Annotated in this window: 15 protein-coding genes; 3 read left to right on the top strand and 12 right to left on the bottom strand. The window is 61.1% G+C overall.

Annotation, left to right across the window (positions count from 1 at the left end; all coding sequences use genetic code 11):
• The first annotated feature begins 248 nt into the window (after positions 1–248).
• A complete protein-coding gene (locus tag EWR20_RS06070; RefSeq protein ID WP_238147613.1) occupies positions 249–893 on the top strand; it encodes a vitamin K epoxide reductase family protein in 645 nt (214 codons plus the stop codon).
• Between the two features lie 87 nt (positions 894–980).
• Here the strand turns inward: EWR20_RS06070 and ndk are convergent, their stop codons facing one another.
• The 5 genes from ndk to ileS are packed head-to-tail and all read right to left on the bottom strand — an operon-like array spanning position 981 to position 7935.
• Positions 981–1394 (bottom strand): nucleoside-diphosphate kinase, encoded by a 414-nt coding sequence (gene ndk, locus EWR20_RS06075; protein WP_129359731.1) that lies wholly within the window; start codon positions 1392–1394, stop codon positions 981–983.
• A 10-nt stretch (positions 1395–1404) separates the two neighbouring features.
• The gene (locus EWR20_RS06080; protein WP_129359732.1) at positions 1405–2661 is read right to left on the bottom strand and encodes a folylpolyglutamate synthase/dihydrofolate synthase family protein; all 1257 of its coding nucleotides are present in this window, start codon (positions 2659–2661) and stop codon (positions 1405–1407) included.
• Positions 2662–2665: 4 nt separating this feature from the next.
• Positions 2666–3109 carry a DUF4233 domain-containing protein gene (locus EWR20_RS06085; protein WP_129359733.1) on the bottom strand — a complete coding sequence of 148 codons (444 nt, stop codon included), beginning with the start codon at positions 3107–3109 and terminating at the stop codon, positions 2666–2668.
• Positions 3110–3118: 9 nt separating this feature from the next.
• A complete protein-coding gene (locus EWR20_RS06090) occupies positions 3119–4645 on the bottom strand; it encodes a bifunctional folylpolyglutamate synthase/dihydrofolate synthase (RefSeq protein ID WP_129359734.1) in 1527 nt (508 codons plus the stop codon).
• Positions 4642–7935 carry an isoleucine--tRNA ligase gene (gene ileS, locus EWR20_RS06095; protein ID WP_238147614.1) on the bottom strand — a complete coding sequence of 1098 codons (3294 nt, stop codon included), beginning with the start codon at positions 7933–7935 and terminating at the stop codon, positions 4642–4644. Before ileS ends, EWR20_RS06090 begins: the two co-directional genes overlap by 4 nt.
• 477 nt (positions 7936–8412) lie before the next feature.
• Between ileS and EWR20_RS06100 the strand changes: the two genes are divergently transcribed.
• The gene (locus tag EWR20_RS06100) at positions 8413–8802 is read left to right on the top strand and encodes a DoxX family protein (RefSeq protein ID WP_129359736.1); all 390 of its coding nucleotides are present in this window, start codon (positions 8413–8415) and stop codon (positions 8800–8802) included.
• Positions 8803–8824: 22 nt separating this feature from the next.
• Here the strand turns inward: EWR20_RS06100 and cobA are convergent, their stop codons facing one another.
• The 7 genes from cobA to EWR20_RS06135 form a co-directional block, all read right to left on the bottom strand.
• Positions 8825–10033: a uroporphyrinogen-III C-methyltransferase gene (gene cobA, locus EWR20_RS06105; protein WP_129359737.1), complete on the bottom strand. Its 1209-nt coding sequence runs from the start codon at positions 10031–10033 to the stop codon at positions 8825–8827.
• 12 nt (positions 10034–10045) lie between these two features.
• The gene (locus tag EWR20_RS06110) at positions 10046–11422 is read right to left on the bottom strand and encodes a sulfate adenylyltransferase subunit 1 (RefSeq protein ID WP_129359738.1); all 1377 of its coding nucleotides are present in this window, start codon (positions 11420–11422) and stop codon (positions 10046–10048) included.
• Positions 11423–12385 carry a sulfate adenylyltransferase subunit CysD gene (cysD, locus tag EWR20_RS06115; protein WP_129359739.1) on the bottom strand — a complete coding sequence of 321 codons (963 nt, stop codon included), beginning with the start codon at positions 12383–12385 and terminating at the stop codon, positions 11423–11425.
• 29 nt (positions 12386–12414) lie between these two features.
• Positions 12415–13119, bottom strand: coding sequence for a phosphoadenylyl-sulfate reductase (locus EWR20_RS06120; protein ID WP_129359740.1), 705 nt, complete (start codon positions 13117–13119; stop codon positions 12415–12417).
• Positions 13116–14837, bottom strand: a complete 1722-nt coding sequence (locus EWR20_RS06125) for a nitrite/sulfite reductase (protein ID WP_129359741.1) — start codon at positions 14835–14837, stop codon at positions 13116–13118. The genes EWR20_RS06120 and EWR20_RS06125 overlap by 4 nt, the downstream gene beginning before the upstream one ends.
• 202 nt (positions 14838–15039) lie before the next feature.
• The gene (locus EWR20_RS06130) at positions 15040–15810 is read right to left on the bottom strand and encodes a sirohydrochlorin chelatase (protein ID WP_129359742.1); all 771 of its coding nucleotides are present in this window, start codon (positions 15808–15810) and stop codon (positions 15040–15042) included.
• Between the two features lie 9 nt (positions 15811–15819).
• Positions 15820–16611, bottom strand: a complete 792-nt coding sequence (locus EWR20_RS06135; protein WP_129359743.1) for an SDR family oxidoreductase — start codon at positions 16609–16611, stop codon at positions 15820–15822.
• A gap of 145 nt (positions 16612–16756) precedes the next feature.
• Here EWR20_RS06135 and valS point away from each other — a divergent pair, with 145 nt between their 5' ends.
• A complete protein-coding gene (valS, locus tag EWR20_RS06140) occupies positions 16757–19375 on the top strand; it encodes a valine--tRNA ligase (protein ID WP_129359744.1) in 2619 nt (872 codons plus the stop codon).
• The last annotated feature ends 33 nt before the right edge of the window (positions 19376–19408 follow it).

Genomic DNA, 19408 nt, shown 5'->3' on the forward strand with positions numbered 1-19408 from the left:
TTCGCTTCGTTGTCCGAAGCGGTGCACGGCACCTGTCGGCGTCACATTGGGCTTCGAGCCGCGTGCGGCGCGGCTCTCACCTCTCTCAGTATCGCACAGCCAAGCCTTGGCTCGCTGTTCATTGAATTGCCAGCGACCTTTGAGACGAATTCGTAACACCTCAAGTACTACATTCACGTTGCCTCGATAAGATGAATCCGTACGTGCACAGAAGGTTACTGTGCGGAACCGACCCCAAGGAATGACCAGTGAGCACATCCAGCGTCGATCCCGCGCCACGGCGTCGCGCGAATCCGTCGATTTCGAGCACCACCGATGCACGTGAAAAACCATTTGCTTGGCTTCTGGTCACCACAGGCGCTATTGGGTTCATAGCCTCCGCGGCGTTGGTCTTCGAGAGGCTCCAGGTATTTCTCGACGCCGGACACAAGTCCAGTTGCGATATCAATGCGCTTCTCAACTGCGGAACCGTGATGCGCACACCGCAGGCCGAACTCTTCGGGTTCCCCAACCCTTTCATCGGGATCGTGGCCTACGCCGTCATCCTTACGATCGGCGTGGGACTCTTCGCAGGAGCTCGCTTCGCACGCTGGTACTGGATCTGCGTCGAAGTGGGAGTGCTCCTGGGGTCACTCTTCACTTTTTGGCTGTGGTACGAGACCACCTTCCAGATTGACGCTCTGTGCCTCTACTGCATGATCGTTTGGATCGTTCAGACCGCGTTGGCGGTCAATGTCACCATGCGGAATATCCGAACAGGGGTGATTCCCGTATCTCCCCGCTTGGCCGAGTCGCTGCCCGGATGGTCCTGGTTCCTCGTCATTATGATTCTCTTGGTTCTCTTCGGAATCATCTTCATCCGGTTCTTCTCTAATATTCTTTCAATGATTTGAGCCAGTCTCTCAACGACGAGGCCCCCGCAGACTGCGTCTGCGGGGGCCTCGTCGTTAATTTCCATAGGGCGTCGCGCCCGGGCGTGTCTAGCCGAACCAGATGCCGATCTCGCGTTCGGCAGACTCGGGCGAGTCCGAACCATGAACCAAGTTCTTCTGGACTTTCTCTCCCCAGTCCCGGCTGAGATCCCCACGAATGGTTCCGGGGGCCGCAGCGGTGGGGTCCGACGGTCCCATCAGGGTCCGAACGGACTCGATGACGCGGTCGCCCTCAACCACTGCCGCCACCACGGAGCCGGACATCATGAATTCGAGGAGAGGCTCATAAAAGGGCTTGCCCTTGTGTTCCTCGTAATGCTGCTCGAGGATCTCACGGGTTGGCGTGAGCTTCTGGAGCTCAACAATCTTGTAACCCTTGGTTTCGATGCGGGACAGGATGGCGCCGATGAGATTGCGCTCGACTCCATCGGGTTTGACCAGGACCAGCGAACGTTCGGACATCAATGAACTCCTAAATATGGGGTAAGTCTCCGCTCTCGATCCTAACGGGGCGGAAGAGGCGCGTTGCCGTGACCCCGATCTCATTCAAGACGGAGGTGCCGAAAGTTATGGTTCCAGCAAGCAGCGAATGCGGGTGCAGTCTCTCGAGAAGACGGTCCCGAGATGCGATCCGTAGGCGACCCTCCGTTTCGGCCGAGAGATCGTAGTCCAAATGATCGCTCACGAGGGGTACGAAGAAATGCTCGACGCTCCGGTCCTCGAGCCACCGAGCCATCCCCTCAATATTTTTGGTCGTGGGAACCGACCAGTACACTGTCGATACCTCGCCCCAGCGTTCTTCGGCCCGTTCGACCGCCGCCGCCAGACCTGACGGATCGATGCACGCGTCGAGGCAGAATTCGGCCCCATTCCGAGTCACATAAAACTGCCCTCGACCGGGCCGGTCCAATTCAACGGTGCCCGAATACGGTTCCCGTCCCAGTACCCTCGCGGCGTACTTGGCCAGTTCACACCCCAAATTCTGATTCTGGCTCAGGAAATCTCCGGCCGGAATCTCGTGCGGTTCAACAGCACGACTCGCGCAAAGAGAGCGCATCACGTCTGTCACAACGCTGTCCTGCGGAACGGTGAAAACAATGTCGCGAGGTCGGATCAGGCCGAACTTCTCTCGCGCAACATCGGCCAGAGTAGGTCCGAATACATCCAGATGCTCGGGAAATACGCTCGTAAAACCCACGGCCAGGCGGTCGAAAACGGAGATTTCGTCGTGCGAGCCGCCCATCCCGGCTTCATGGACGATCACATCCGCTCCGTTCGCCTGAAGCATCGCGTGGCCCATAACCGTGAACAGGCCCGTCGGCGACAGGTAACCGTCGGGCTCGACGTAAGCGCGACGAACGGCGTCTTCGGTTCGCCAGAGCCACCGGTTGTACTCGTCTACACCGACTACCATTCCGTCCAGGCTGAACCGGTCAAGATTCGACAGAATGCCCGGGGACGCGACCAAACCGGTCCGGAAACCTGCGGCGCTCAGGTACGCCGCGGCGGTCGCCGCCGTCTGGCCTTTGCCTTTGGATCCCGTGACGAGCACGGTAGGTGTGGACTGCGTGCCGCCAAGGGACTCGAGCACGGACCGGGCAGCGGCGACATCACGATGAAGGCCAGGCCTTTTCCGCCCCCACGATCTGAAGATTGCCTCTGATTCGAGCTCCAGATCGATCTGTGCGGGGTCGGGTTCTCCGGCGTCGCCGCCCACCCATGGGTTCATCCGGTCAGGCCTGCCCGTGGGTGCGCTCCCACTCCTGCTCGGCTTCCCAGCGTTCCTTCTTCTCTCTGTCGATCTTGGTACCCGTAACCATGGAGTACCACCATGCCGCAAGGAAGCAGAGACCGACGATGAACATCGCGGGAAGAAGGAAGCCGGTAGCAACCAAGAGCAATTGGAGGATCCAGCCCATCGCGTACCCCCACGACTTCCTCAGGACCGCACAGTTGTAGACGAATGCCGCAGCCAGGACGATTCCCCCGACCATCACCGTGATCTTGGTTCCGGTACCAGAATGCAGGTGTTGAAGACCGAAATACGCCAATGTCCCGAAGAACACGACGAAGGCCTCTAGCAGAAGCACCGTCGAGGCGAACATGACTTTGACCGAGCCGGGTTTCTTGACCTGGCCGGGACGCCACTCGCGTTGTGCCTTTGTCAGGCGTGCCATGTGATCCTCCTACCGTCCGAGAAGTACGCGTGCTTCGCCGACGACGGTGACCGAACCCGTGATCAGCACGGCGGCGTCCAACTCTTCACGGGCTGCGGCATCCGAAATCGCCGCAACCGATGCGTCGTCGATGCGTTGATGGATTTCGATCGCGTCTTCGTCGAAACCTGCGGTCAACGCGAGATCAGCGAGTTCCTCGGCGGGAATGGCCCGTGGTGACGTCGATGCCGTCACGTACAACCGCGTTTCGAAATCCGTGGACTCCGCGTACTGTTCCCGCATGATCTCGAGCATCCCCAGCGCGTCCTTGTCTCTCAGGATTCCTACGACAAGGTTCAGTTGCCTGATATCGAAGGATTCACGAACCGCGGCAGCGGAAGCGACTATTCCATGGGGATTGTGCGCTGCATCCAGCACCACGACCGGGGCGGTTCGGACGACCTCGAGCCGGCCGGGTGAGGTGACCTCTTCGAAAGCCGTACGGATGAGATCAATAGACAGCTCTTTCTCCCCGCCTCCCAACAACGCTTCGACGGCGGCAATCGCCAGGGACGCGTTCTCGGCCTGATGTTCTCCGAACAGTGGGAGGGCCACATCGGGGTATCGAGCAGCCAACCCCTGTATCGTCACGACCTGGCCGCCGACCCCCGGGGTCCTTTCCGTCACGCCGAATTCGACGCCTTCGAAACGGAATTCGGCCTCGCGCTCTCGGGCCCGACCCAGGAGAATCTCCGCCACCGAAGGCTGTTGGGCGGCCGAGACCAGGAAACCGGCGGCTTTGATGATGCCGGCCTTCTCCGAGGCGATGTCCTCAACCGTGTCTCCCAACATGTGAGTGTGATCCAGATCGATAGGAGTCACCACGGAAACCTGCGCGTTCGCAACGTTCGTGGCGTCCCACTCTCCGCCGAGGCCGACTTCCAGGACCATGATGTCCACCGGGGCATCGGCAAAGATCGCGAACGCCAATGCCGTCATGGCTTCGAACTCGGTCAGAGGTACATCGCCCTGATCCGCCAAACGCTGGTCGACGAGCTCCAGGGAAGGACGAATTTCGTCCCACACCCGGACGAACGTGCGGTCATCGACGGGTTCGCCGTCCACGCAAATACGTTCGTTGACGCGCTCAAGATGCGGCGAGGTGTACCGGCCGGGGCGCAGATCATGGGCCATCAGAAGCCGTTCCACGAGACGAGCCGTGGACGTCTTTCCGTTGGTCCCGGTGATGTGGATGACCGGGGCACTATGTGCCGGATCTCCGAGGAAATCCATGGCCATCCGCATCGCATCCAGCCGCGGAGCGATCTGAGTCTCCGGCGCTCTTCCCTTGAGCTCCGCGAAGATGGATTCGACCGAAAAGGCGTCGTCACTCGTCTCCCCTGAATCATCCGACGTCGGCGAGGCCACATCGGCGTCCTCGTCTAGGTCGATGTCTTCTGCTTCCTCGATGTCCTCCGGGCCCAACGGGCTCAGCTCCTCGGGAAGGTCCTCGGACGGGTCCTGGGAATCGTCGTCGTTGAAAGGTTGGTCGCTCATGCATCACTCTTTACGGTTTCGTCGGCTACCGTTTCCACGGTCACGGACGGTTGTGAGTCTTCTTCCAAGACCAGTTCGGTCGTCAGAGTCTCCCCCGCGACCAGTTTTTCATTCGCACGCAGCGCCTGGACGACCTCAGCCGAATCACGAACGACCGTCCGAATCCGGTCGGAGACCTGAAGACCTGCGTCTTTCCTCGCTTGCTGGATCACACGAACCATGTCGCGGGCAGTTCCTTCCGCCTGCAGGTCAGGCGTGAGTCGAGTATCGAGCACGATGAAACCACCGTCGATGACTGAGACTGCTTGGTCCGCGTCGTTGCCCTCTGCGACCACGGTTTCCAGTTCGTACTCACCTTCGTGCAGGGCAAGGCCGGATTCCAGCGTCTCGCTGCCCACGACGACGGTGCCATCCTGCTCGACCTTCCAGTCCCCGGACTTCGCAGCCTTGATGGCGACCTGGACCTGTTTTCCCAAACGAGGTCCCGCAGCCCGAGCATTGACCTTGAGACTGCGCGAAATGCCATACGACTCCGCCGAAACCTCCTCGGACTCCAAAACGATGACCTTCTTGATATTCAGTTCAGAGGCGATGATGCTGGCGAATGTGCCAGCCAGCTCCTTGCCCCGGGGAACTGCGACCGTCATGGTTGCCAAGGGCTGACGAACACGAAGGTTCTCGGCCTTCCGCAGAGCCGAGCCGGCCGAGCAGATGGATCTGGTGGTCTCCATCAGGTCGATCAGATCGTGCTCCTGCGCCAGGACCCCCTCCTTCGGCCAATCCGTGAGGTGTACGGAACGGCCTCCGGTCAACCCGCGCCAGATCTCTTCGGCCTCCATCGGCAGCAAAGGGGCTGCGATACGGCACGCGGTCTCCAAGCATGTGTACAGAACGTCGAATGCCGCGATGTCTTCGTCGAAGAAGCGCTCGCGTGAGCGACGCACGTACCAGTTGGTCAGGGCATCTGCGTAGACGCGGAGGTGCTCGCACGCGCTCCAGACGTCGTACCGCTCGAAATCCGCCGTGGTTTCTTCGATGAGCTGCCGCGTCTTCGCCAAGATGAAACGATCCATCACGTTCTCGCACGAATACCGGAAGCGAGCGTCGTAGCCACGACCGTCGAAAGCCGCGTTCGAGTACAACGTGAAGAAATGATAGGCGTTCCACAGAGGCAGCATGACCTGCCGAACGCCCTCACGAATTCCGCGTTCGGTGACGATCAGATTGCCGCCGCGAAGGATCGGTGAGGACATCAGGAACCAGCGCATCGCGTCGGATCCGTCTCGGTCCAAGACCTCGGTCACATCCGGGTAGTTCTGCAGTGACTTGGACATTTTCTGTCCGTCCGAGCCGAGAACGATGCCGTGGGAGATCACATTGGTGAAAGCCGGGCGGTCAAAGAGCGCCGTAGCGAGGATGTGCAGAGTGTAAAACCATCCACGGGTCTGCCCGATGTATTCGACGATGAAATCGGCCGGGTAATGGTTCTCGAACCATTCCTTATTCTCGAATGGATAGTGAACCTGCGCGTACGGCATCGATCCGGAATCGAACCACACGTCGAGCACGTCAGGTACACGACGCATTGTCGATTTCCCGGTGGGGTCATCGGGGTTCGGACGAGTCAGCTCGTCGATGAACGGGCGATGCAGATCCGGCTTCCCCTCGTGGTTGAGCGGCATTCTGCCGAAGTCTGCCTCCAACTCGGCGAGCGATCCGTAGACGTCCGTCCGCGGATAATTCGGATCGTCCGAGACCCATACCGGGATCGGCGAGCCCCAATACCGGTTTCGAGAAATCGACCAGTCGCGAGCGTTTTCCAGCCACTTGCCGAACTGACCGTGCTTGACGTTTTCCGGGATCCAGTTGATGTCCTCGTTGAGCTCGACCATCCGGTCCTTGAACTCGGTGACGGAGACATACCACGAGGTGATGGCGCGGTAGATCAGAGGATTCCGGCACCGCCAGCAATGCGGATAGGAGTGAACATACGATTTCTCCCGCAACAGCACGGCCTTGGAACGCAGGTGCCTGACGATCGGCGTATTGGATTCGAAGACCTGCAGTCCGACGATGTCTTCGAGCTCGGTACCAGTGAAGAGGGGCAGCACTTTCGCTCCCTCATCGATCGTCAGGACGACGGGGATTCCGTAGCGTTCGCAGGTTGCTTGGTCGTCTTCACCGTAGGCCGGGGCCTGATGAACGATCCCGGTGCCGTCCGTCGTCGTAACGTAATCGGCCAGCAGGATCTGCCACGCGTTTTCGGTCGGGTATTTGTCGGTGTCGGCGAAAGTATCGAAAACCGGTTCGTAGCGAATCCCTTCCAGATCCTTGCCCTGGTAGTGGGTTTCGACGGCGCCCTGTGCCGCTTCGACGTCCTCGTAACCCAGATCCTGCGCGTAATCGGCCAGACGTTCGGCCGCAAGCAAGAAGCGGCTCGCCTCCGCGGCGGTCCCGTTGGGGCCGGCGGGGACGACGACGTAGTCAATCTCGGGTCCGACGGCCAGGGCAAGGTTGGCGGGGATCGTCCAAGGAGTAGTGGTCCAGCCGATGGCCGCAACTCCGGCGAGTTCATGGCTGATCTCGGAGTCACCGTCTTTGAGCATGAACGCGACCGTCACGGTGGGATCCTGACGGTCCTTGTAGACGTCATCGTCCATGCGCAGCTCATGGTTGGACAAAGGAGTCTCGTCCTTCCAGCAGTATGGAAGGACCCGGAACCCCTGGTACGTCAGTCCCTTGTCATGCAAGCGCTTGAAAGCCCAGATGACCGATTCCATGTACTCGACGTTCAACGTCTTGTAGTCGTTCTCGAAGTCGACCCAGCGCGCTTGACGGGTGACGTACTTCTGCCACTCGTCGGTGTACTTGAGGACGGCAGACCGGCACGCATCGTTGAATTTGTCGATGCCCATCTCTTCGATCTGCTGCTTGTCGGTCATACCGAGCTGCTTCATCGCTTCGAGCTCAGCCGGCAGGCCGTGAGTGTCCCAGCCGAAGCGTCGGTCGACTTTGTTTCCGCGCTGGGTCTGATAGCGGGCGACGAGATCCTTGACGTAACCGGTGAGCAAGTGACCGTAATGCGGCAACCCATTCGCGAAGGGAGGACCGTCGTAGAACACGAATTCTTCGGTAGAACCTTGACCGCGGTCACGCTGCTCAATGCTCTGAGCGAAGGTGCCGTCCTCGCGCCAATACTCGAGGACGCCCTCCTCCAGGGCAGGGAAAGAAGGGGAAGCCGGAACGGCATCCGAAGAGTTGCTGGTGGCCTTGGGATAGTGAGTGCTCACGCGGTCATCCTGGATCTCGAAATGGAACATTCGGTTGCGTCAGGACGCCGAAACGACGCGGTACCACCTCACTTGCCGAACAACTGGGACTGCCCGCGGTGGCCATGGAAAGGCCACCGCGGGAGTGTCTCAGCGGACTCGGCCGCTTCATGACGGCTGTCTCGGGCCTACCCGTCCGGGTCTAATAAGGCTGTATCTATTCCGTGAATTCCCGCGCCGCAACGCATAGGTGGGACATCACAGGTACTGCCCGTTCTTCCGGATTGCTCGCCGGTGATGGCCGGGTCTTCGCACTACCTCTCAGTCTAAGCAGTAGTGACATCCCTGTCTAACCCCTGACCGTGATTAAAATCGGGGCGCGGTATGAGCGCCGAGCGGGTGGTTCGATACCCAATACGACCATTCAGGCCACCATTGTCCCGAGCCTTACCGAGGCGGATTGCGGGGGTATCGGATTCACGGTCCTAGACTCGACGTATGACGACTTATCAGCAACGCAAAAGTGCACGTCGGTCCGCTCTCCTCCACGGCGCATTCTTGGCCACGGCGGGGACCCTGCATTTCCTCCGCCCTACAGTATTCGAAGGGCTGGTTCCGCCCCGCCTCCCCGGCTCGGCGCGGACATGGACCCTTGGCTCAGGCGTCGTGGAGCTCGGCGTGTCGGCCTTGCTGCTGATTCCCCACACTCGTCGCGTCGGAGGGCAAGCAGCCACGGCCCTGTACCTGGGGGTGTGGCCCGGGAACTTCAAGATGGCCTGGGATTACCGCCATGAGGAGCCTGCCCGCAAGGTACGAGCTTTCGGCAGGCTTCCGCTCCAGCTGCCTCTGATCACCTCAGCGCTCAAAATTGCTCGGCACGCGCGCTGACCGGATTCCTCGACGATCCGTTTCAGACGAATTCAGGGGATAAGCGGACGACGTCGCCCACGACGATCACCGCCGGCGCCCGAACCCCGCGTTCCCGTGCAACTTTACCGATCGTCGACAAAGTCCCGAAGGTCGTACGCTGTTCAGGGGTCCAGCCGCGTTCGATCACGGCAACCGGTGTCGAACTCGGCCTTCTTCCCGCATCGATCAGGCGGCTTGCGGTCTCGGAAAGTCGCGTGACTCCCATGAGCAATACCAAGGTGTGCTCGGCGCCCCCGGGTACTTCGGCAATGTGCTGATGTCCGGTAATCACTGAGAACCCCGTCGCCACGCCTCGATGCGTCACGGGTATCCCCGCGGCAGCCGGCACGGAAATCGCCGAAGTCACGCCTGGAACGACCTCGGTTTCGATCCCGTGAGCAGCGCAATACTCAACTTCCTCGCCGCCGCGGCCGAGCACGAACGGGTCGCCGCCTTTCAGACGTACGACGCGCAACCCCTTTCGAGCTTCCTGGACGAGGATTTGGTTGATGTCGCCCTGAGGAACCGGATGGTGGCCGGCATTCTTGCCGACCTCGATCACGCGGGCGTCCTCTCGGACCCTTGTCAGGACCTCGCGTGGTCCGAGTCGGTCCGCGACCACGACGTCCGCCATGGCGACGAGGAACCGCCCCCGAACCGTCAATAGATCCATGTCTCCGGGGCCGCCCCCGACCAGCGCAACGGTCCCGGGCACTTGGTCTGCCGCCAGTGCGGCTGCCCCCGAGCGTGGCCTGACGGGCGCCTCACCGGCGTCGAGAGCAGCCGATACCCACGAGGAGACGGCCTTGGCACGTCGGGGGTCCCTGCCCGCGTTGACCGCAACCGTGACTCCGTGGGCTTTCGCAACGCTCGGGACCCAGGCGGTCCCGGCGTGGGGATCGCCGCCTTTGACGCAGAAAATCCTTCGTCGCTCGGCTTCCACGGCCACCTCATCCTGTGCGAACGGTTCTGACGTGTGGGCAAGAACCAGCCAGACCTGATCGAGATCGGAGCTCTGGAAGCCTCGCTCGTGCCATACGAGTTCTCCGCGATGACTTTGTTCTCGTATCTCCTGGCTGACGTTTGGGGCGACGACGATGACGTGAGCTCCGTCGGACACGAGCGCACGTATGCGACGCGTCGCGACGGGACCGCCGCCGACGACGAGCACCTCGCGCCCGCGCAGTTGCAAGCCGAGTGGGTAGGTCATGGGCTCGTGTCGTTACCCTTCGGCCATCAGCCAGTCGTCGGCGGACGCCTCGGCCTCGGGTTGCTCCGGTGCAGCAATGCCCGCTCCCAGGGTGTCCCCCGATTGAGGGTCAATAACCAGAAAAGCTCCCGTTTGACGGTGTGATTCGTAGTCTTCCACCGGCAACGCCGACGCGGTCTTGAGCCTGACCGAACCGATATCATTGAGGTCGAGCGTCTCCGACGGGATATCCGCCAGATTCGTAAGGTCCAGTCGCCCCCGTACCTCCTCGATTATCGCCTTGACGGTGGCTGTGCCGTGTTTGACAAGAACCTTGGACCCGGCAACCAACGGATTGCTCGACAACCAGGCAATCCGCGCCCCGAATTCTCGGTGAGCGGTCGGCACTTCTTCGGCGTCCGTCAGCATGGATCCCCGTGTCAGGTCCAGCTGGTCATTGATTTCGAGCACGACCGACTGAGGAGAACGAGCCGAGACGATCCGCTCCGACCCGCTCCAGATAGCGGTCACGCGTGTCCTCCCGCCGGTGGCCGCGACGGCGATCCGATCGCCTACGTTGATGGACCCGGCCGAAATCTGGCCCGCGTATCCCCGGAAGTCGCGGAATTCGTCCTCGTCCAAGCCTTGGGCCAAAGATCCCTGCGGCCGGATGACGGTCTGCACGGCCATGCGGAAGGGCTCAGCCGTCTGGAGGCTGCGGTCTCGATCCGGTAATTCTTCCAGGAGACCCAAAAGGGTCTCACCGGTGTGCCACGGGGTCTTTGCGGACGGGCTCACCACGTTGTCGCCCTTGAGGGCGGACACGGGCACGGTCAAAACCGTGTCGATGCCAAGCTCCGTCGCGACCCGGCGGATATCCTCGACGATTCCTCGATACGCTGACTCAGCGTAATCGACCAGGTCGATTTTGTTGACCGCGACAATCACATGCGGCACGCGCAGCAAACGGGCCACGGCCAGGTGCCGCCTGGTCTGTTCGAGGACCCCGTTCCGTGCATCGACCAGCAGAACCACCGCGTCGGCCGTCGATGCTCCAGTGACGGTGTTCTTGGTGTATTCCACGTGGCCCGGGCAATCCGCGAGAATGAAATTTCGCGTATCGGTCGCGAAGTACCGATAGGCGACATCGATCGTAATCCCCTGTTCGCGCTCGGCTCTCAACCCGTCGGTCAGCAACGCGAGATCGAGTTCCTCTCCGGAGGACCCGAAGCCGCGTTCAGCCGATGTGCGGGCCACGGCTTCCAACTGGTCGGCCAGAATCGCCTTGGAATCGAAGAGAAGCCGCCCGACCAGCGTCGATTTTCCGTCATCGACGGACCCGGCGGTCGCGAACCGGAACAGTGTCCGAGTATTCATGCTCGAAGCCGCGAGCGTATCGGTGATGGTCATTTAGAAATACCCGTCCTTCTTGCGGTCTTCCATGGCCGCCTCGGAAATGCGATCGTCGGCTCGCGTTGCACCGCGCTCGGTAAGAGTCGAGATCGCGACTTCTTGGACCACGTCGGAGGCGGTCGACGCCGTCGATTCGACGGCACCCGTGCACGACATGTCACCAACGGTGCGGTATCGAACCACGCGAGGCACGACCTCCTCGTGCGATTCCGGCTGGGAGACTTCCCCGACGGCCCGAATCATCCCGTCGCGCAGGAAAGTATCACGTTCGTGCGCGTAGTACAGGCTCGGGATCTCGATCCCCTCACGCTCGATATAACGCCACACGTCCAATTCGGTCCAGTTGGACAAGGGGAACGCCCGAACGTGTTGTCCCGGTGTGTGGCGCCCGTTGTACAGGTTCCACAGCTCGGGCCGCTGGCTACGAGGGTCCCATTGACCGAAGTCGTCTCGGAGACTCAGAACGCGTTCCTTGGCCCTGGCCTTGTCCTCATCGCGGCGGCCCCCACCGAAGACCACGTCGTAGCCATTGTGGGAGATTGTGTCGAGGAGGGGGATCGTCTGCAGCGGATTTCGCGTTCCGTCCGCTCGTTCTTCGAGTTCTCCCCTGTCGATGTACTCCTGCACGGATCCGACCACGAGTCGTGTTCCGAGCCGCGCAACCGCCCGATCGCGATAATCCAGCACCTCGGGAAAATTGTGTCCGGTATCTATGTGGACCAGTGGGAAGGGGATCTTGGCCGGGAAGAATGCCTTGGCGGCAAGGTGGGTCATGACCACAGAGTCCTTGCCCCCGGAAAAGAGCATTGCGGGCCGGTCGAACTCCGCGGCCACCTCACGGATGATGTGCACGGCCTCCGACTCCAGAATGTCCAGGTCGGTCAGGTTCTGGCCCGTGGGCTGGCTCTCGAGGTAGCTTTCGGCCACGCGGGCCGTGCCGGATGTGATGTCGGTGCTCATGACGTCAGTCGCTCTTTCGATCCTTGCGGTCACAGGTGGATCCCGCATTCTGTCTTGGATTGACCGGCCCAACGACCGGCGCGCGGATCCTCGCCTTCTGCTACTCGGCGCGTGCACGGCTGGCACCCGATCGAGGGGTACCCGTCGGTCAGGAGCATATTCACCGGCACTTTGTGCTCGTTGGCGTAGTCGACCAATTCGTCGAAGGACCAGGGAGCCAAGGGGTTCACCTTGATGAGACCGTGCGTATCGTCCCACGTGACCAGAGGCGTATTCGTCCGGGTGGGCGCTTCCTCCCGGCGCACTCCGGTGAACCATACTTTGTAGCCTTCGAGCGCCTTGTTGAGAGGCTCGACCTTGCGCATGCGGCAGCACGCGGTCGGATCGGATCCGAACAGATCCTTGCCATAGGTTTTGTCTTGTTCCTCAACCGTCAGCTCGGGTTTGAGGTCGACGATGTTGACGTCCAAGCTTTCCTGGACCATGTCGCGCGTTCCCATGGTTTCAGCAAAGTGATATCCGGTGTCGAGGAAAAGCACGTCCACGCCGGGCACCTGGTCTGCGACCAGCGCGGGCAGGACGGCATCTGCCATCGAGCAAGCCACGGCGATATCGGCGGTGTCGAAGTTTTCCGCAACCCAAGAGATGACGTCCTGGGCCGAGGAGTCCCATTCGAGGCGTTCCTCGCCACTGCGGGCAAGGGACCGAAGTTCAGTCTCCGAGGTGGCGGTCATACTAGCTCCTCTTCGTCGGCGTTTTTGGCCCAGCGAGCGAAGGTTTCCCCTTCTTCGCGTGAGGCTATGTACCGTCGGATCAGCTTCTCGACGTATTCGGCGACATCGTCGGAAGCGACCTTCAAGCCCCGGACGGTCCGCCCGAGCTCGCCCGCGGCGTCATTTCGGTAATTGGCCAGTCCTCCGCCGAGGTGCACTTGGAATCCCGAGGTCTGTCCGCCTTCCCCGTCAGGGATGATCTGACCCTTGAGCCCTATATCGGCGGTTTGAATACGCGCGCACGAGTTGGGGCAACCGTTGACGTAGAGACTCAGCTGTTCGGGAAGTTGATCCCGTACGTCGGCTAGCCTCTCTTCGAGTTCCCCGACGACCCTCGTCGCGGTGTCCTTGGTCTCGACGATGGCCAGCTTGCAGAATTCGATACCGGTGCACGCCATGGTGTCCCGCTGGAAGACGGACGGTGCCGCCGTCAGCCCGAGTTCATCGGTCTTCTCGACGAAGGAGGCGACCGATTCCTCGGGAATGTCCAGAACCACCAACTTCTGGTAGGGCGTCGTACGCAGTCTGGCCGAACCATGCTGTTCCATGAGGTCCGCCAGGGCATTGAGCGTCGCGCCATTGACTCTGCCCACCATAGGATTCAGACCGACATAATATTTGCCGTCCTTCTGCGGGTGAACACCCACGTGATCGCCAGAGTGTTCAGGAGCGATCGGCTCCGGGCCGTCGGCCAGCGAATAGCCCAGGTATTCGTCCTCGAGGACTTGTCGGAATTTCTCCGGGCCCCAATCGGCCATGAGGAATTTCAATCGGGCGCGGTTCCGCAGTCGGCGGTATCCGTAGTCGCGGAAAATGCGGATGACGCCGTGCCATACCTCGGGCGCCTGCTCCGGGGTCACGAAGGCCCCAAGCCTTTTGGCGAGCATCGCGTTGGTCGAGAGCCCGCCCCCGACCCACAGGTCGAAGCCCGCCCCGTGCTCGGGGTGTTGGACCCCGACCAAGGAGATGTCGTTGATTTCGTGCACGACGTCCTGGCTGGGGTGCCCTGAGATCGCCGTCTTGAATTTTCGGGGCAGATTGGCCAGTTCCGGATCGCCAATGAATCGACTCTTGATGCCGTCGATCACCGGTGTCGGATCCAGAATCTCATCCGCCGCGACGCCGGCCAACGGAGATCCCAGAATTACGCGTGAGACGTCACCGCAAGCTTCCGTGGTCGACAGGCCTACGCTCTCGAGCCGACGCCAGATTTCGGGAACGTTCTCGACCTCGATCCAATGCAGCTGTATGTTCTGCCGGTCGGACACGTCCGCGGTGCCGCGCGCAAATTCTTCCGAGATTCCCGCGACGGTTCGCAGTTGCTCGAGACTGAGCTGGCCGCCGTCAAGCCGGATACGCATCATGAAGTAACGATCTTCGAGTTCACGGGTATCGAGCTTGGCCGTGCGTCCCCCGTCGATGCCCGGGCGTCGCTGGGTGTAAAGGCCCCACCAGCGGAACCGACCGTGCAGGTCTTCATCGGTGATCGCGTCGAAACCCTCGTGGGCGTACTGCTCTTCGATGCGCTGCCGCACGTTGAGCCCGCTGTCCTCGAGCTTGAACTCTTCGTTGTGGTTCATCGGCTCAGTGCCGTCGATCTTCCACTGTGCGTTCGGCTTTTTGGCGCGCGGTTTTGCGGACGCGGCGCCTCGTTGGTTATCCCGTGTGTCTGCAACCATGCATGGAACTCTAGGAAGACTGGGCGACCAGCAAAAGCCCGAACTCAACACGCATCAACACAACGTCTTTCGGAGTCACACTCGACCTCTGCCGATGGCGAAATGCCTGCATGCCGGCACAAGACAGCCTGAAGGGCGCACCGCGGCGATCAGCCTCGCCGATTCCCGACCACTGGTTGCCTCCGAGGGTCCGAGGCTTCGTTCACGCACTGTCCGGCTGAAGAAACCGATGAAAGCACTCCGCTGCGCGGGAGAGCGCAACCTCCGAGACAAGCTCCAGGGAGCGCGGGTCATCCGTTCTGAGCAGAGTATCGCTCACACTGTCTGCATCAGTATCCATCAAGCGGTCCTGGAACGTTCCCGGAGCAAGGATGTAGGAGGAGACGAATACGCGTGGGGCACCTTGACGTCTGCACTCATCGACCGCTTCCGAGACCGTGGGGCTGGCCGCCGTCCCGAATCCCAGGCCAACCGGCGACTGAAGAACCCTTTCCAGGTACGAGGCCTGCGTTTCCGCGTCAGCCTTTCCAGCGGCAACCGATGACCCCACGACGCCCATGACGACGGCATCGCCCCGCCGCCATCCGGTCTCTGCGAGCCGTCGTGCCTGAAGCCGCGCCAAACGTACCGACGGGCCCAGTGGGTCGGCCGCGACGATCTGATGGTCGACCGTTTGGAAGGTTCCGGACCCGGCTTCACCGAACCGTCGGGCCGCGTTCTTGAGGTCAACCCGTGTGTGGAATCCGGTTGACAGAAGAAGCGGAATGATTATTCCCGAACGGTCAATGGGCAGGCCGGCAACGACGTCGCCGACCTCGGGCTTCTGAACGTCCACCGAAGCCCCATGAACTTCCTGCGGAATTCTACGGTTGATCGACTCGACCAGAGCCGCAATCGTTCTTTGCCCGAGTTCATTTCGCGTACCGTGCCCGCAAGCCACGAGGTGGAGGTTTTCGAGGATTCCAAGATCCATGGAGAATTCCTAAGACTGGCGAATCACCTTGTACTGCGCAGCCTGAGCAACCGGGCGCATCGTGATCTGGTCCAAATTGATATGGTGCGGAAGCGTCACCGAAAACGCGACGACTCGCGCGACGTCTCCCGCGGTGAGAGGCTCTTTCACTCCCTTGTACACGTTGTCCGCGGCCGACTGGCTACCACCGAGCCGCTTGACGGAGAATTCTTCGGTCCGGACCATTCCCGGGCAGATCTCGACGACACGGATGTTGTTTTCGGCCTCTTCGAGTCGCAGAGCCTGCGTCATACCTCGTTCCCCGAATTTCGCGGCGTTGTATCCGCCGCCCCCTTCGTATCCTGCTTCCGCAGCGGTGGACGTCAGGTTCATTACGGTGCCTTGACCGTTCGCCCGCAACGCGGGCAGGAACGCCTGCGTCATGTTGAGGGTTCCGACGACGTTGAGTTCGAACATTTGTTTCCAGTCCTCGGGATTTCCGCTTGCCACGGAGTCGACACCGATAGCGGCGCCCGAAATATTGAGCAACGCGTCGACGGTTCCCTGCTCTTCGATAACCCTTTCGGCAAGCTCCTCTACGGCTTCCCTGTCCGTGACATCCAATGCGTGAGGGATGACACCCGTCTCCTTGGCCAACTCCTCGAGTCGCTCGAGTCTGCGGGCCACGGCATAAATCGTCCACCCCTGCTCCGCAAGCTGGCGGGCCGCTTCTCTTCCGATTCCGGAGCTCGCTCCGGACACGACCGCGATCTTCGTAGCTTTGGTTTGTCGGGGCGAGTTGTCTGTGGTCTGCTGCGTCATGGTCCAAGACTACAAACGGATCCACACGTTCGATAGTAGAATCTCTATTTGTCTGGACATTACGACAAAATAGGTAACACTGTCCGACCTCATGCGTCGGGTCATCGCGTGGGCTGTTTCCGCGAAGCCGTGACAGAATGTCGGCATGGCTGAATTCGACCAGGGCACAGACACGCCCACCACAGTGACCGTTCCCGACAAGCCCGGACTCGAAGGGCTCGAGGAGAAGTACTCGCAGTTCTGGCGCTCCGCCGGGACTTACGCATTCAACGAGGACACCGAGCGGGCCTCCGTCTATTCTATCGACACTCCTCCGCCTACGGCCTCCGGTTCGTTGCACGTGGGCCACATGTTCTCCTACACCCAGACGGATGTCATCGCCCGCTATCAGCGGATGACGGGCAAGAACGTTTTCTATCCCCTTGGCTGGGACGACAACGGCCTACCGACGGAACGACGCGTCCAGAATTACTACGGCGTACGATGCGATCCCACGAAGCCCTACATCGAGGATTACCGGCCACCCGAGAAGCCCGCGAAGAACCAGCGCGACTGGGATGTGGTCTCACGCCAGAATTTCATCGAGCTGTGCGAAGAGCTTGCCGTCGAGGACGAAAAAGTCTTCGAACACCTCTTCATGACTTTGGGCCTCTCCGTCGACTGGGACCGGACTTACCGAACCATCGACGATCACTCCCGAAAAGTTTCCCAGCTGGCTTTCCTCAAAGACCTCCAGGCAGGTAACGCGTACATGGCCGAGGCGCCGACCATGTGGGACGTGTCCTTCCGTACAGCCGTCGCGCAGGCCGAGCTCGAGGACAAAGAACGCGAGGGCGCCTACCACCGCGTGTCTTTCCACCGCCCCGATGGCGGCAAGGTTTGGATCGAAACCACCCGCCCTGAGCTGCTCCCTTCCTGCGTGGCTTTGGTGGCCCATCCCGATGACGACCGTTACAAGGATCTCTTCGGAACCACCGTGACCTCCCCGCTGTTCGGCGTCGAGGTTCCCGTCAAAGCTCATGAGCTCGCCCAGCCCGACAAAGGCTCGGGCATCGCCATGATTTGCACCTTCGGCGACACCACGGACGTAACCTGGTGGCGAGAGCTCCAGCTGGACACGCGTGCGCTGATCGGCCGTGACGGTCGCTTCAGCAGGGAGACCCCCGAGTGGATTACCGACAGCGCAGCGCGCGAACGATACGAACGTTTGGCCGGCGCCACGGTTTTCTCCGCCCAGAAGGCTGTCGTCGAAATGCTCGCCGAGTCCGGCGAGATGGAGGGCGAGCCGAAGAAAATCACGCACCCGGTCAAGTTCTATGAGAAGGGCGACAAGCCGCTCGAGATCGTGACCTCGCGCCAGTGGTACATCCGCAATGGCGGACGGGACGCTGATCGGCGTCAAGACCTCATCCAGCGCGGGCGCGAAATCCAGTGGCATCCCACCTTTATGCGATCTCGTTACGAGAACTGGGTCGAAGGCCTCAACGGAGACTGGCTCATCTCGCGGCAACGCTTTTTTGGGGTCCCGTTCCCTCTGTGGTACTCGGTCGACGAGGCGGGCGAGCCGGATTACGACAATCCGATCCTCCCGGACGAGAACCAGTTGCCGGTCGATCCTGCGGCGCAGGCTCCGAAGGGATTCGACGAGTCCCAGCGGAATCAGCCGGGTGGATTCACTGCCGATCCGGATGTCCTCGACACGTGGGCGACGTCTTCTTTGACGCCACAAATAGCAACAGGCTGGGCCGTGAATGCGGGTCTGCACGAGAAAACATTCCCGATGGACCTGCGTCCCCAGGGCCACGACATCATCCGAACTTGGCTGTTCAGCTCCGTGGTGCGTGCCGAGACTCTGGCGTCGACGATCCCGTGGACCAATACCGCGTTGTCGGGGTGGATCCTTGACCCGGATCGCAAGAAGATGTCCAAGTCCAAGGGCAACGTCGTTGTTCCGGACGAGGTTTTGACCAAGCACGGGGCGGATGCTGTCAGGTATTGGGCCGCTTCCGCGCGTCTGGGCGCAGACACCGCCTACGACGAAGGCCAGATGAAGATCGGTCGTCGTCTGGCCATCAAACTGCTCAATGCGTCCAAGTTCGTCCTGATGCAAGGGGTCGACGAGTCATCCATCATAGGTCGGGGAGCAACTGCCGACGTCGTGACGAACGGCTTAGACCATTCATTGCTCGCCCAGCTGGGCGCCGTCGTCAACGCCGCAACTGAAGCTTTCGACAAATACGAGTATGCGCGCGCGCTGCAGATGACCGAGTCATTCTTCTGGACGTTCACGGACGACTACGTCGAATTGGTCAAGGATCGCGCCTATGGCGCCAGAGGAGAGGCTGAGCAGGCCTCCGTGCACGCGGCGCTCGCAACCACGCTCGATGCGCTCCTTCGCCTCTTCGCACCGTTCCTCCCGTTCGCCACAGAGGAAGTCTGGTCCTGGTGGCGGGAAGGCTCAGTCCACCGCGCATCCTGGCCGACGACTCAAGGCTGGGCAGAAACGGCCGAGTCCGGAGATCCCGAAGTGCTGACTGTGGTCGGCCGGGCGCTGTCTGGACTTCGCAAGTCGAAGTCCGAGGCAAAGGTCAAGCAGCGCACGGAGGTTTCCTCCGCAACCATCTCTGCTCCGACCGAACAGATCGCTCAATTGCGAGCGGGGCTGGAGGATCTCAAAGCCGCTGGCAACGCCAGAGAGATCGAGCTGGCCGCATCGGCCGGCGACATCGGAGTGTCAGACGTCGAGCTGGTACCGGGCGAATAACCTGATAGCAGTGAGTCTTCCGTGACAGGCCGC

It is taken from the genome of Rothia uropygioeca (genome assembly GCF_004136585.1).
Lineage (GTDB): Bacteria > Actinomycetota > Actinomycetes > Actinomycetales > Micrococcaceae > Rothia.

Bases quoted from the DNA above. Each gene is read 5' to 3' on its own strand.
- EWR20_RS06110 (WP_129359738.1), bottom strand. From the start codon at position 11,422: ATGACCATCACCGATACGCTCGCGGCTTCGAGCATGAATACTCGGACA.
- EWR20_RS06125 (WP_129359741.1), bottom strand. From the start codon at position 14,837: ATGGTTGCAGACACACGGGATAACCAACGAGGCGCCGCGTCCGCAAAA.
- EWR20_RS06080 (WP_129359732.1), bottom strand. From the start codon at position 2,661: ATGAACCCATGGGTGGGCGGCGACGCCGGAGAACCCGACCCCGCACAG.
- EWR20_RS06130 (WP_129359742.1), bottom strand. From the start codon at position 15,810: ATGGATCTTGGAATCCTCGAAAACCTCCACCTCGTGGCTTGCGGGCAC.
- cobA (WP_129359737.1), bottom strand. From the start codon at position 10,033: ATGACCTACCCACTCGGCTTGCAACTGCGCGGGCGCGAGGTGCTCGTC.
- EWR20_RS06135 (WP_129359743.1), bottom strand. From the start codon at position 16,611: ATGACGCAGCAGACCACAGACAACTCGCCCCGACAAACCAAAGCTACG.
- cysD (WP_129359739.1), bottom strand. From the start codon at position 12,385: ATGAGCACCGACATCACATCCGGCACGGCCCGCGTGGCCGAAAGCTAC.
- EWR20_RS06100 (WP_129359736.1), top strand. From the start codon at position 8,413: ATGACGACTTATCAGCAACGCAAAAGTGCACGTCGGTCCGCTCTCCTC.
- EWR20_RS06085 (WP_129359733.1), bottom strand. From the start codon at position 3,109: ATGGCACGCCTGACAAAGGCACAACGCGAGTGGCGTCCCGGCCAGGTC.
- EWR20_RS06120 (WP_129359740.1), bottom strand. From the start codon at position 13,119: ATGACCGCCACCTCGGAGACTGAACTTCGGTCCCTTGCCCGCAGTGGC.
- EWR20_RS06090 (WP_129359734.1), bottom strand. From the start codon at position 4,645: ATGAGCGACCAACCTTTCAACGACGACGATTCCCAGGACCCGTCCGAG.
- valS (WP_129359744.1), top strand. From the start codon at position 16,757: ATGGCTGAATTCGACCAGGGCACAGACACGCCCACCACAGTGACCGTT.
- ndk (WP_129359731.1), bottom strand. From the start codon at position 1,394: ATGTCCGAACGTTCGCTGGTCCTGGTCAAACCCGATGGAGTCGAGCGC.